General features: G+C 58.8%; 12 protein-coding genes and 1 pseudogene. 9 read left to right on the top strand and 4 right to left on the bottom strand.

Annotated elements, in window-relative coordinates; genetic code table 11:
• Nucleotides 1-385: 385 nt before the first annotated feature.
• From mgsA to ACESLM_RS24860, 9 genes and pseudogenes are all read left to right on the top strand, one after another.
• A pseudogene (gene mgsA / locus ACESLM_RS24900) lies at nt 386-790 on the top strand (methylglyoxal synthase); the annotation flags it as partial.
• 346 nt (nt 791-1,136) lie between these two features.
• Entirely contained in the window at nt 1,137-2,126 is a 990-nt protein-coding gene (locus tag ACESLM_RS24895) for a Gfo/Idh/MocA family protein (RefSeq protein WP_372635771.1), read from the top strand.
• 30 nt (nt 2,127-2,156) lie between these two features.
• On the top strand, nt 2,157-3,182 hold the full coding sequence (locus ACESLM_RS24890; protein WP_372635768.1) for a helix-turn-helix domain-containing protein: 1,026 nt from the start codon (nt 2,157-2,159) through the stop codon (nt 3,180-3,182).
• A gap of 17 nt (nt 3,183-3,199) precedes the next feature.
• Nucleotides 3,200-4,285, top strand: coding sequence for a Gfo/Idh/MocA family protein (locus ACESLM_RS24885; protein ID WP_372635766.1), 1,086 nt, complete (start codon nt 3,200-3,202; stop codon nt 4,283-4,285).
• Between the two features lie 202 nt (nt 4,286-4,487).
• Nucleotides 4,488-5,306, top strand: a complete 819-nt coding sequence (locus ACESLM_RS24880; RefSeq protein ID WP_372635763.1) for a VanW family protein — start codon at nt 4,488-4,490, stop codon at nt 5,304-5,306.
• Nucleotides 5,307-5,385: 79 nt separating this feature from the next.
• Entirely contained in the window at nt 5,386-5,841 is a 456-nt protein-coding gene (locus ACESLM_RS24875; RefSeq protein ID WP_372635761.1) for a MarR family winged helix-turn-helix transcriptional regulator, read from the top strand.
• A gap of 8 nt (nt 5,842-5,849) precedes the next feature.
• Nucleotides 5,850-7,091 carry an MFS transporter gene (locus ACESLM_RS24870; RefSeq protein WP_372635758.1) on the top strand — a complete coding sequence of 414 codons (1,242 nt, stop codon included), beginning with the start codon at nt 5,850-5,852 and terminating at the stop codon, nt 7,089-7,091.
• A gap of 47 nt (nt 7,092-7,138) precedes the next feature.
• Nucleotides 7,139-7,720, top strand: coding sequence for a M50 family metallopeptidase (locus ACESLM_RS24865; RefSeq protein ID WP_372635755.1), 582 nt, complete (start codon nt 7,139-7,141; stop codon nt 7,718-7,720).
• A 125-nt stretch (nt 7,721-7,845) separates the two neighbouring features.
• Nucleotides 7,846-9,681: a UbiD family decarboxylase gene (locus ACESLM_RS24860; RefSeq protein ID WP_372635752.1), complete on the top strand. Its 1,836-nt coding sequence runs from the start codon at nt 7,846-7,848 to the stop codon at nt 9,679-9,681.
• Between the two features lie 61 nt (nt 9,682-9,742).
• On the opposite strand, the gene ACESLM_RS24855 is transcribed toward ACESLM_RS24860, so the two are convergent.
• The 4 genes from ACESLM_RS24855 to ACESLM_RS24840 form a co-directional block, all read right to left on the bottom strand.
• Nucleotides 9,743-10,285 carry a DUF1697 domain-containing protein gene (locus ACESLM_RS24855; RefSeq protein WP_372635749.1) on the bottom strand — a complete coding sequence of 181 codons (543 nt, stop codon included), beginning with the start codon at nt 10,283-10,285 and terminating at the stop codon, nt 9,743-9,745.
• A 249-nt stretch (nt 10,286-10,534) separates the two neighbouring features.
• Entirely contained in the window at nt 10,535-11,080 is a 546-nt protein-coding gene (locus ACESLM_RS24850; protein WP_372635746.1) for a guanylate kinase, read from the bottom strand.
• Between the two features lie 80 nt (nt 11,081-11,160).
• Nucleotides 11,161-12,921 carry a sensor histidine kinase gene (locus ACESLM_RS24845; RefSeq protein ID WP_372635743.1) on the bottom strand — a complete coding sequence of 587 codons (1,761 nt, stop codon included), beginning with the start codon at nt 12,919-12,921 and terminating at the stop codon, nt 11,161-11,163.
• Complete coding sequence (locus tag ACESLM_RS24840) at nt 12,918-13,640, bottom strand: response regulator transcription factor (protein WP_372635740.1); 723 nt, start codon at nt 13,638-13,640, stop codon at nt 12,918-12,920. Before ACESLM_RS24840 ends, ACESLM_RS24845 begins: the two co-directional genes overlap by 4 nt.
• Nucleotides 13,641-13,680: the final 40 nt, after the last annotated feature.

Here is a 13,680-nt window from a genome sequence, read left to right as displayed (position 1 = left end):
TCTTTGAATTCTTCGCTGTAATGCTGTCTTTGCTCCCCCATACCGGACACCTCATTTTCTTGTTGTATTCATTATCTGTCTGCTCTTATGAGGTGTCCACTTTTTATTCTAGCTCCAGGTAGACCGTTACGCGGGCGAAATCGAACGAATGACTGTCTCTAACGGTCTGGTTGGACCGTTATGTGAGTAGAAAATCGCACATCGGCGCTCGGGCGAAGCCTGATATGGCCAGACGATTGTAAGTCGATTGGTCAGCTATAGTCATTTTGTGTTATATAAAATTACACAAATCATTGTTCCGCAACGGAATTCATCAAATTTTCTTTAATTAAGTCAGTTTTGTGTTATATTTAATTACATAAAATGAAACCGGAGCGTGATTGCCATGAACATTGCTTTCGTTGCCCACGATCAGAAGAAAGAGGAATTGGTCAATTTCGCGATTGCCTATCGGCACTTGTTCCAGCATCATCAGCTCTTCTCGACAGGAACGACCGGCGAGCGGATTATGGAGAACACGGGCTTGTCGATCTTTCGTTTCAAATCCGGACCGCTCGGCGGAGATCAGCAGCTCGGGGCGATGATCGCGCAGAACGAGCTTGATCTGCTTCTCTTCTTCCGCGACCCTCTCGTCGCTCAACCGCACGAGCCGGATATTACCGCGCTGCTAAGGCTTTGCGACGTGTACGGCATTCCGGTTGCGACCAACATGGCCACAGCCGAGCTGCTTATCCGCGCCTTGGAAAGAGGAGATTTCAGCTGGCGCGATATCATTCACCAGAACCAGCCCGTCAACATCGCGGGCCGCAAGTTGAATTCTCCCGCCAAACCCGTGCGCGCCGCAGGCGACGGGCCGGTTGCCGCCGAGGGCAACTGAATCGCATTGTGCAAGCTTTAGCAAGAGGCCGACCCGAGTTGTTTATGGACTTGGGGACGGCCTCTTTGCGTGGAGCGAGCTGCCGCCGATCTTCATCGTGGGTTTCGCTGCTTTCGGGAACTGAATCGATCCCTAATCGAGCATGCGTGTCGCAATTTTATAGTTTAAATGGCACGAAAACTAATTATAATGGCGATAAAAGTTGTGTAATCTGTCATTGTTGTCGTATATTTTAAGTCAACAGCCAAGGAGGCTTACTATGATTCGGATCGGTAAAATCAGTTATTGGCACGTTCATGCGGACGATTACACGAAGCAAGCGCTGGAGCATCCCGAGACGGAGCTTGCCGCGATCTGGGACGAAGAGCCGGAACGCGGACAAGCCAAAGCGGCGCAGTACGGAGTGCCGTACTACGCGTCTCTCGACGAGATGCTCGCCCAGGACGGCATCGACGCCGTCATCGTGGACGCGCCTACGAATATTCATCGCGATGTGATGGTGAAGGCGGCGAAAGCCGGCAAGCACATTTTTACGGAAAAGGTTATCGCCCCTACGGCGAAGGAAGTGTCCGAGATTGTTGCCGCGGTCCGGGAAGCGGGAGTCAAGCTGACGGTTTCCTTGCCGCGCCTCTACGACGGCTATACGCAGACGATCGACCGCGTGGTGCAGGACGGCAAGCTCGGCAAGCTGACGCTGGCGCGGGTGCGGCTGTCGCATAACGGCGCGACCGCGAACTGGCTGCCGGCCCACTTCTACTCGAAGGAGCAGTGCGGCGGAGGCGCTCTCATCGATCTGGGCTGCCACCCGATGTATCTCGTCCGGCGCTTCCTGGGCATGCCCGAGAGCGTAAGCGCGAACTTCGGCTACGTGACGGGCAAGGAAGTCGAAGACAACGCGATCGCTGTGCTTCGTTATGCGGAAGGCGCGATCGGCATCGTCGAAGCGGGCTTCGTGAACAGCCACTCGCCATTCTCCATCGAGCTTCATGGAACCGAGGGCACGCTGCTGTTCGGTTTCCCGGAGGAAGTTCCGGTCGTCCGCTACAACGGCGGAAGCGGGCAATGGGAGAAGCTGGAGCTGGACGGCAGATTGCCTTACGCGTTCAGCCAGTGGGTCGATCATATCAACAAAGGCACGGAAGCGACGGAAAATATTGCGGCGGCCGTCGATCTGACCAAGCTGATGGAAGCTTCGACGCGGTCGGTTGCGGAAGGCCGTCCGATCCGGATCGACGAGCTGGCGGAATAAACAGGCTTCGGCGGAGAAGGGGGAAGGGGAATGCAAGCGGAGCATCGGGATCATCGCGAGTCGACGGGGAAGAAGCCGGCGGACCGCAAAGCGGTCGGAAGCGCGAGCCCCTTCCCGTACGCCCGGATGGCGGAGAGGCAGGACGCGCTGGACCGGCTGGAGCTGCGATTTCGTTGGGGCGGATACGGCATTCGCGTGCTGCGCTGCCATCTGGCCTCTTTTCCGCCGGGTCATATCATTAACTTCCATAAACACTCGGAATACGAATTTCACTATATTCCGAAAGGCAAGGGGAAGGTCATCCTCGTCGATCAGGCTTACGATCTTCACGAGGGGATGTTCTATCTGACTGGTCCGGATCTGGTGCACTATCAGGAGTCGGACCCGGAAGATCCGATGTACGAGCTCTGTCTTCACCTGGACATCGTGCCGTTGGAATCGGATGTCCAACCGAGCGGCTGGGGCGATGAACTGGAGGCGGCGGAGGCGAGCGAGTGCATCGCCGCTCTGGACCGTCTGCCGATCGGGCCGGTCGTCGACCGATTCCATGCGATGAGCGGTTTCCTGGAGGCTTACCGGATTTTGGAAGAGCAGCCGATCGGATTTTACACGCTGCTGAAGCAGGCGATCGTGCAGATTTTGCTGCGCACCGTTCGCGTGCTCGACGGGGCGGACGGCAGAACGGGAATTCCGGAGCGGGACATGAGCTTCCACAGGTATCAGTTGGCCACGCAGTACATTCAGGACAACGAGAGCATGCCGCTCTCTCTGGAGCAGGTCGCGGAAGCGATCGGAATCAGTCCGCGGCAGCTTCAGCGCATTTTTCGCAGCGAGGGGCGGACGACTTTCCGTGATTATTTGGAGCATACGCGGCTGACGGCGATCTGTTCGGATCTGCTCCTTACGGACAAGGCGATCGAGGAGATCGCCATCGCGCACGGCTACGCCAATCCGAACTATCTGTACCCGGTGTTCAAGGGCAAATACGAAATGACGCCGAGCGTTTACCGCAAAACGCATGCCGGAGAGCATGCCGCGGCGTTCCAATCCAAATGAGAGAAGGAAGCGAGCATATGAGCAAACATTTACGCATTGGCATTATCGGAAGCGGCGGAATCGCCAGAGCCCACGTAGCGGCTTACCGCAAGCTACCGTTCGTGGAGATCGTCGCGGTCGCCGACGTTATTCCCGGCAAGGCGGCGGAATTCGTAGAGGCGCTGCAATTGGACGGAGCGGCGGCTTACGACGGCCATGAGAAGCTGCTGGAGCAAGAGCTGGACGGCGTCAGCATCTGTACGCCGAACGTCTCGCATCACCGGACGGCGGTCGATTCGCTTAAAGCGGGCAAGCAGGTGCTGCTGGAGAAGCCGATGTCCGTCACTCTGGCGGAGGCGTTGGAGATGACGCAAGTTGCCCGCGACACGGGCAATATGCTGACGATCGGCTTCCAGCCGCGCTACGATCCGAACATGAAGCTGTTGCAGAACATCGTGCAATCCGGACGTCTGGGTAACGTGTATTACGCCGAGACGGGCGGCGGTCGCCGCCGCGGAATGCCGGGCGGAACGTTCATCAGCAAGAAGCTGGCCGGCGCCGGCGCGATGGCCGATATCGGCTGCTACTCGCTGGATATGGCGCTGAATACGATGGGGTATCCTCGTCCGTTAACCGTATCCGCGTTCACTTCGAATCATTTCGGCCGCAATCCGCTCTATCATCCGGAGGCTTCCAAATTCGAGGTGGAAGATTTCGGCGTGGCGATGGTGCGTTTCGAGAACGATCTTGTGCTGCAGTTCAAAATCTCCTGGGCGATGCATATGGACACGCTCGGAGCGACGATGTTCCTCGGCACCGACGCGGGTCTCAAGGTTACGTCGGCGGGCACCGGTCCGTGGTCGGGCGTATGGGACGGCTCGGTCGGCTCGATCACGCTGTATCACGACGAATTCGGCGCCCATACGCAGACGCCGATTCCGCTTATCGAGCACAAGCTCAACCTGTTCGACGAGAAGGTTCGCGATTTCGCCGAAGCGGTTCGCGACGGCCGTCCGGCCCCGATTCCGGGAGAGCAAATCCTGATCCAGCAAGCAATTATCGACGGCGTCCTTCGTTCGGCCGAATCCGGCCGCGAAGTGTCCGTCGAGCTGCCTCGCGACTAATCGGATAAAGTTTCGTTACAGCGGCCCCTGCCTTCCCGGCGGGGGCCGTTAGCGATGGCTTGGCAGGCGTTCCCACACGTCCTTCCTCCCTGCTCACTCCATTTCCCTCGACTCCATCTTTTTCGACAAAAAATGTAACTTTTCCCACTTTTCTGCGTCAAATGTATGGAATGGTTTAAGAACGAGGGGGTATCCGCAATCCATGACGGCAATTCGCAATAAACCTATGATCAAATTTCTTCGGACAAGACTGCTGCTGGACGACGTGCGCAGCTTGCTGAAAGGCTGGTACTTTCAATTCGTGTCCCCGGAAAACCGGCTTCCCCGGGACGCGGAGGCGGAACGCGACGAGATCGTGCTGTCGGAAATCCGCATTCTCATGAAATGGAAGGAAGAGCTGCAGGATCTTAACTACGGCCGGTTCCATAACATGAATTTGGGCTGCCGGATCGTGAACGGGACGGTTATTCCTCCGGGGCGGATTTTCTCGCTTAGAAAATTTCTCCGGGGCGCGACGGAAGAGATGGGCTTCATGCCGGGGCCGATGTTCGTGCGCGGGCGCACGATACACGCCACCGGGGGCAGCGCCTGCCTGATCAGCACGCTGCTCTTCAACGTCGCTCTCCAGGCGAATATGGACATTCTGGAGAAGCATAACCATAGCGCGGATATGTGGGGGGAAGAGCGGTTTATCGACCTCGGACTGGACGCCACTTACGTCTACGGGCGGAAGGATCTCAAGTTCAGGAACACGCATAGCGCCGATATTCGCATCCTCGCCGAGATGTCCGGCTACGAGCTGCATTGCCGCCTCGTCTCGGACAAGCCTCTTGCCGGAACGACGACGGTCCGCACAAAGTTGCTAAGGGAGCTGCACCCGGCCGGAGCCCCTTCGGAAACTTCCTCGGCATACCGCAAAGGCTGGATCGTGGCGACGGAGCGATCGTTCCGCGACGAGAGCGGGACGACCGGCACGACGTACTATAAGGAAGAAAAGTACGCTCCCTTTTTCCTGTCCTGAAAACCGTCCTCGTCTCTTTACAATAATAGTTGCCTGAAATATAATTGTCTTAGCAACTATTTGGGGATGAACATAACGGATGAACAATAAGAAAGCGTACGATCTCCGGCGTTCGGCAGGTTTTATGCTGGGGACGTCCTATCGCAAAGTGTCGGCTTTGTTCCAGATCAGGCTAAAGCCCTTCGAGATCACGCCGGAGCAGTGGTCGGTTCTGTACCAGATCCATCTGGAGGACGGCCTCATTCAGAAGGAAATCGCGGAGCGGGCGGGCAAGGACCGGCCCACGACGACGAGAATACTCGATCATCTGGAGCAAAAGGGGCTGGCGGACAGACGGACAAGCGATCGCGATCGGCGATCGTTCCAGGTAGGCATCACGGACAAGGGGAGAGAGCTGATCCTCAAGACGCTGCCGCTGGAGATGGCCGCGAACGAAGACGTTCGCGGCTGCATGAGCGAAGAGGAATACGATACGTTGATCCGGCTGCTGATCCGAATCGATCATCATATGAAAGACATCTTAGAGAGAGAGTAGGGGAACACATGCAACGCCGGCAACCGCAAACGAGATTGTGGACGAGAGCTTTTATCGCCCTGACGATAAGCTCTCTCTTGTTGTTTCTGAACCTGCAAATGACGCTGTCCGCGTTACCGACCTACGTCAAAAACGATTTCGGCGCGGACGATCTCGCGGTAAGTCTCGTTACGAGCCTGTTCGCGCTGTCCGCGATCGCGGCCCGTTTTCTGACGGCGGCGCTGATGCGCAAGTTCGGCCGGGGAACGCTGCTGTACGTCGGGCTCGCGATCGCCGTCGCCGTTACCGGAATCTGCATGCTAGCCGATTCGATCGGCTCGCTGCTGCTCATGCGCGTCGGTTACGGAGTCGGCTTCGGCATGGCGAGCACGATTCTCCCGACGCTTGTCACGCAGATGATTCCTCCCGACCGGATGGGGGAAGGAATCGGCTATTTCGGCCTGTCCACGAGCCTGGCGATGTCGATCGGTCCGATGATCGGGCTGAACGTGTTCCGCGAGGCGGGCTTTAACGCGCTTGCCTGGGTGGCAGGGGCGACGCTGCTGCTCGCTTTCCCGCTGCTGATTCTAATGCGATCGGTTCCCGCGAATGATAAGCGCGAAGCGCCGAAGACCGCCGCGGGCAAGGCCTCGATGAATCGAAAGCTGCTGCTGCCGGCGTTCCTGAACGTTCTGCTGGGCGTCACTTACGGGGGCGTGCTCAGCTTTATCGCCTTGTACGGCGAGTCAGTCGGGCTAGAGCAGGTCGGGCTCTTCTTCCTGTTTAACGCGGTGACGATCATTATCGTGCGGCCCGTCTCCGGAAAGCTCTTCGACCGCAAAGGCCATGCCGCCGTGCTCCTTCCCGGCGTCGTCTGCGTCATCGCCAGCTTAACCGTGCTGTCCTATGCGACGACGCTTCCGATGCTCATCGTATCCGCTCTGTTGTACGGATTAGGCTTCGGGGCGATCCAGCCGACGCTGCAGGCATGGATGCTGCGTTCTTCCGCGCCGGAGCAGTACGGCACGGCCAACAGCCTGTTCTATAACGCGACCGACCTGGGCGTTGCCTCCGGGGCATTCGTTCTGGGAGCGATCGCGGCCGCGGCCGGATACGGAGAGATGTACCGTTACGCCGCCGGATTTATGGTCTTGTTCCTTGCCGCCTATGGTATAATGCGGGTAATCGAACCGCTAAGCGGAAAATTACGGCAAGGAAAGAGGGGATTGCGATCAAGTCCTGGCTCAGAGTCGCCATATTCCTCGGAATAGCGGCGTTCCTAACCCGCTGGATTCCGTTCTCGGACTTCTTCCGCAACGTGGACACGCTCGTCCACGAGATGTGCCATGCGCTCGTCACCTTGCTTCTGTCCGGCGACGTCCGGTACATTCATCTGTATTCCGATCAGAGCGGACTTACTTACTCCGCGTACGCGGGTCACTGGAAGTCCATCCCGATTTCGCTGGCCGGCTATTTCGGCTCCGCCTTGTTCGCGCTGCTGCTCTTCTTCCTTCATTCCCGGCGCCGGGAGCGCGAGGGGCTCGTCGCGATCGCGACGATCGCCGTGCTCGGCCTCGCGCTGTTCGTCCGCAACGGCTTCGGAGCGGCGTGGTGCGCGGGCTTCGCGGTTCTGACGATTCTAGTCGTCGTGCTGTCCCGACCCGGACTCATTAAAGGCTATTATTTGCTCGTAGCGTTCATCTGTCTCGTAGAATCCGTCATCAGTGCCCTGGTTATTCTATCGATGTCCTTTTATAACCCGGCTGCCGCGGGGGACGCGACCAATCTGGACAGAGCCACTTACATCCCCGCTCTCTTCTGGGGGCTGCTGTTCGCGGTTTTCTCGCTCGTCTGCGCGCGAAGCTCGATCAAGCTGTTCTACAAACGAGGGTTCGATTGATCGGAACCGGGACTGGCTGACCGTACTCCTCCGAACCGGGTTTGCCCGCGGAGTTGTGGCAAGCCGGACATCCCGATACAATAGGAAGCAGACGACAAATTACGCAGGGCGGTGGATTGTTTTCTATGTATCGGAATTTGGAAGAATGCTTGGCGGACCTGGAGCGGCACGGGCATCTGGCGCGCGTCCGCGAAGAGGTGGATCCTTATCTGGAGATGGCCGCCATTCACAGACGGGTATACGACGCGGGCGGGCCCGCATTGCTGTTCGAGAACGTCAAGGGCTCGAAGTTCCGGGCCGCATCGAATCTGTTCGGCACGATCGAACGCAGCCGGTTTATTTTCCGGAATACGTGGGAAGCCGTTCAGAAAGTGATGGTCGTGCGCAACGATCCGATGAAAGCTCTCAAGAGCCCGTTCCAGCACGTCGGAGCGGGCCTTACGGCGTGGAAGGCGCTGCCGCAGAAGACGCCCGGAGGGCTGGCCGTTCCCGCCAACGAGGTGCGAATCTCCGACCTTCCGCTCATTCAGAGCTGGCCGATGGACGGCGGCGCTTTCGTTACGTTGCCCCAAGTGTATTCCGAAGATCCGGACAAGCCGGGCATTATGAACTCGAACCTGGGCATGTACCGCGTTCAGTTAAACGGCAACGAGTACGAGACCGACAAGGAAATCGGCGTCCACTATCAGATTCATCGCGGCATCGGCATTCATCAGGCGAAGACGAACAAGCTGGGCGTTCCGCTGAAGGTCAGCTGCTTCGTCGGCGGCCCTCCCGCGCATACGCTGGCGGCCGTCATGCCTTTGCCCGAGGGACTCAGCGAGATGACCGTGGCAGGGATGCTCGCGGGCAATCGTTTCCGCTACAGCTACTCGGAAGGCTTCTGCATCAGCAACGACGCCGATTTCGTCATCACGGGGGAGATCCATCCGGGCGAGACGAAGCCCGAAGGACCTTTCGGCGACCATCTCGGCTATTACAGCCTGACTCATCCCTTTCCCGTTATGAAGGTTCATAAAGTGTACGCCAAACCGGGAGCGATCTGGCCGTTCACCGTCGTCGGCCGTCCGCCCCAAGAGGACACTTCGTTCGGACAGTTGATCCATGAGCTGACCGGCGACGCGATCCGGCAGGAGATCCCCGGCGTTCAGGAAGTTCACGCCGTCGATGCGGCAGGGGTTCATCCGCTGCTGTTCGCGATCGGCAGCGAACGCTATACGCCTTACAGCGAGGACAAGCGGCCGGCCGAGCTGCTCACGCTCGCCAACCGCATTCTCGGCACGGGCCAGCTGAGCCTGGCCAAGTATTTGTTCATTACGGCGGAGGACCGGCAACCGTTGGATACGCATCGGGAAGAGGAGTTTCTGGCCTACATCCTGGAACGGATCGACCTGCGCCGGGATATTCACTTCCAGACGAATACGACGATCGACACGCTCGATTACTCCGGCACCGGGCTGAATACGGGGAGCAAAGTCGTGTTCGCGGCTTACGGGAACAAGCTGCGCGAGCTGTGCCGGGACGTGCCGGAGGAACTGCGCGAACTGCGGGATTTCGGAGGAGCGAAGCTCGTCATGCCGGGGATCGTCGCGCTGCAAGGACCGGCGTTCTCCGGCTACGAAGCGGCGCAGCGGGAGATCGACGAGCTGTGCGCCGCGATTCGCGACAGAGGTCCTCTGACTTCCTGCCCGATGATCGTCATCGCCGACGACAGCGAGTTTCTGAGCGCGACGCTGGCGAACTTCCTGTGGACCGCGTTCACGCGCAGCAATCCGTCGCACGACATCTACGGCGTGAACGGCGGCTACGAGTTCAAGCATTGGGCATGCGACAACGTGATTATCGACGCCCGGGCCAAGCCTCACCAAGCGCCGCCGCTCGTCGCCGACCCGGCGGTCGAGCGCGGCATCGAGCGCTTGTTCGTTCAGGGCGCAAGCTTGGGCGGCTTGAAGAATCTGTAGCCCGGCGGCCCGCTTGGGGCATATAAAAAAGGAACTCGCGTCATGGAGCGAGTTCCTTTTTTCAATTCGCGATCGCGCGGCTCAGCTCGGCCAGCTTGACGACCGTATTCCAATTCCTCACGGTCATCGATCGTCCGACCTTCTGCATGCCGTTCGCCAGCTTGGAATCGAGCATGCTCTGCCGGAACAGGAAGTAGATTTCCGATTCGGCGACGGCGTATTCGTCGCGCTCGTCCTTGCTCGCCTCCAGAATATTCGCCGCTTTCTCCGACAGCGGCTCCGTCAGGAAGGCGATCTGGATCGTCTGCTTCTCCAGAAGCGTTCGCGCATCGTAGGGACAGCTTGCGATCACGTTCTCCCATTGTGCGGCGGAGCGGATCGCGACGGAGGCCGATATGCCGAACCGGTCGGAGATCGCCTTCTCCAGCAGCGGGCGCAACTGCGCCTCAGGCTGCTCCGACTCGAACACGGCGTTGCCGCTCTGGATATACGTTTTCACCTGCCGAAGTCCGATTTTCTCGTAGGCGTCTCTCAATTCGGCCATCGGCACTTTGTTGTGCCCGCCAACGTTAATTCCTCTGATCAGGGCAATATAGACGGCCACCTTAACTCTCCTTTTAGAGGTTGTTCAAAAAGTTCGCTTTTGATCACGAAGCAACTCGGGAAGCGGATTCGACATCGAATCTTGAATTCAGCTGGTTCTTCCGGTACTCATGTAGGTTTGCCTACACTAAGCGATCGCTTCCTCATCACCAGCCTTCATCCAACCTTCCCGGATGCATGGGCGAGCAGTTCGCCGTAAGGCGAACGACCAGCCTTGGTGCTGAAAACCGGACTTTTTGAACTTTCACTTTTAGCGGGCGAGGGCCGAACGGATCAGCTCCGCCGTCCGGTTCGCATCCAGGTTCTCGAAGGTGTACTCGCATTTGCTGCGATAAGTCACTTCGTCGGTGTAGCTGTCCAGATAGCGCTGAACGACCTCGTAAGGCATCCCCTTGCTTTCCAGACGCTCGCGAAGCGTTAGTTTGCCCACATAGATGAAAATTCTGACCGCGGCATCGCGATATTGCTTCACGATCGCGTCCGCGCCTTCGCGATTAAGCACGAGGTAGACGCTATTGCCTCCCGCGACCGCGGCTTCCAGCTCGTGGCGAAGAACGCCGTAACGGTTGCCGTTGATGCTCGCGGTTTGGACGAACCTGCCTTCGCTTTCCCATTGATCGAACTGCTCGCGGGCGACGTAACGGTAATCCTTGTCCGGCGAAGCGGGATTTCTCGGCTCGCGCGTCGTGCAGGAGCGAACTCCGGTCCAGCCGAGCGCTTCTCCGACTTTGCGGGCGATCGTCTTGCGCCCGGCGCCGCTTGTTCCCGTGAATATAAAGATGGACGGTCCTGGCATGCAATCCCCTCCTCTCGTTTATATTCTTTATATCGGCAAACTGCCGATCATTCGAGATAGCCAATCGGCGGATGTCGGCGCTATTCCTCCGCATCCGTTCGCGGCCAACAAAGGCGAATCGTCGTCCCTCGGCCAATCTCGGACGCCACGCCGATCGTGCCGCCCATCGCTTCCGTCAGCGCCTTCGCTACCGCCATGCCGAGGCCCGTTCCCTCCGGACGGCTGTCGGTGTCCGTTCCCCGGTAATACCGCTCGAACAGCCTTTCCACCGTTTCCTTGTCCATGCCTTTGCCGTCGTCGGCAAATTCGATGATCGCTTCCTCGCCATTCTCCTTGACCGTGACCTCCAGCAGGATGCCCTTGCGATTGTGAGTCAGGGCGTTGGCGACGAGATTGTCTACGATCCGCTGCATCCAGGGCGCGTAGGCAAGAATATAGACGGGACGCACCGCCGCCTTGAACCGGAAGATCGAGGCTTCGTAACCCGGATGGCCGGAAGCGGCTTCGCGCAGCGCCGCGTCCATAAACCCGTTGATCTCCACCGCGGACATGGAGGGAGCGGCGACGCCGCTGCGCAGACGGTACGTCAGCGTGAGGTCGTTCACCAATCCTTCCAAATAAGACGATTTGTCCAAAATCACTTTGGCGAACGATCTCACCTCTTCGGGCGTCCACGAATAATGTTCGGCCTCCAGCATATGGGCATAGCCGACGATCGAGGACAAGGGCGTCTTCAGATCGTGGGACACCCCCGCCACCCATTCCTCGCGCAGGCGCTCGGCGTCCGTGCGGTAACGTTCGTTGCGCCGGAGCGCTTCCGAGAGAGATTCCATCGAGCGGATGACTTCCTCGTACACTTTATATTTGCGCTTCCGTGCTCCCTGCCGCGTGCGGCTTCTCGCGACCCCTCCCGCACCGGTCGGCTCGGCGTATACTCCCCTGCCGAGAAGCCGCACCCAATTCATTACGTGGACGATCGGCGAGCCGATGCGGTGGCCGAACCAGATCGCCATCGCCGCGAACAGCAGCAGGGCGGCGGCGATCAGAGCGCCGATCGACTGGGTCAGTACGCGATTCTCCGGAGTGATCCAGGGCTGCTTCCCGGGCTCGTTGCCCGGCAGCGGCGTACTGAGCGCCCAGGTTCGGCCCGATGCCGCGTCGTAACGCGTCGAGAGCTTGGTGCCGTATCGGTCCCAGTAGACGGCGCGAAGAACCATTTCCTCGACGTTGTAGCTTCCCATCGCTTCTTCGGGTTTGTTGAAGAAGGCTAGCTCGGAGCCGTTCTTGTCCACTAGCTGCAGCCATGAGCCGGTGGACTTCAATTCGCGTTCCAGCTCTTCCGGCAGGATCAAGGCCGAGCCCTCCTGCCTGCTCTCCCGGATCAGCCGTTCCATCAGCTCGTTATCCTTGTCCTTCACGCCGTAGATCAAGGTGTGGATAACGCCGTTCTTCGGCTGGATCCACAAGAAGAGCTGGTACGGAAACGGGCTGCTTCCGAGCCAATAAGCGGTCAACTCGCCGGGACCGTATCGGGCCGGAACGTCCGGAGGGGCGAAGAACGAGTGCGTCACCTCGCCGCGCTCGTCGATTCTCTGCAGCCATCCCCCGCTTTGCCGCACAAGCTCCAGCAGCTCGGGGTCGAACGTCAGGGAATCTCCGTGGGCTTTGATCGACTGCACGATGCTGTACAAGCCCGAGCTGTTGAATTGGCGAGCCGCCTCGATGCGGTTGAGCTGATTGATCGTCCATAAGATCGCGCCGACTGCGAGGCCGAGCAGCACGGTCCCGACGACGACCAGCCAACCGACAAGGCGGAGCGTCAGCCGCCAATTGACGTTCATGGCTGAACCTCTCTTTTCACGAGCTTGTATCCGAGTCCCCGGACGTTCACCAGAAATCGCGGGCGGGAAGGATCGGGCTCGATCCGTTCGCGGATACGGTGAATATGTACCATGACCGTATTGTCGTCGCCGATGCTGCTTTCGCCCCATACCCGTTCGTACAGCTCGCTCTTCGTAAACACCCGGTTCGGATTTTTGCAGAGAAAGAGCAGCAATTGATAGACGAGAGTCGGGCAGTTGACCGGCTTCCCTCCCGTACGCAGCTCCGCCGCCGCTTCGTCGACCTGGAAAAAGCCAAAGTCGTGTACGGGACCTGCGGGCGGAGCCGCCGCCAGGAGGCCGTGCGCTTTGCCCGAACGGCGCAGCAGGGAGCGGATGCGGGCGACGATCTCCAGCGGATTAAACGGCTTCGTTACGTAGTCGTCCCCGCCGACGGCGAAGCCGGTCAGCTTATCGAAATCGGTGGATTTGGCGCTCAGAAACAAGATCGGAGCGTCTGTCGCGCGCCGAATAAAAGGGCAAATATCGAACCCGCTCATCTGGGGCAGCATGACGTCCAGGACGATCGCGTCGTAGCTCTTCCGTTCGCAGGCGGCCAGCGCCTCTTCGGCGGACTCGGCCTTGTCGATATTCGCGAATCCTTCCTTGCGCAGCACCGTCTCCAGCAAGAGAACGATCGCCTGTTCATCGTCCACGAGCAAAATCGCGGCATCGTTCACTATCGTCTCTCCTTCCCGATGTTGTCCCTCCGGCTATTTT

Source organism: Cohnella sp., from assembly GCF_041641335.1.
GTDB lineage: Bacteria > Bacillota > Bacilli > Paenibacillales > Paenibacillaceae > Cohnella.
Note: the sequence above shows the minus strand (reverse complement) of the source record. Positions and strands in the feature narration are given on the sequence as shown.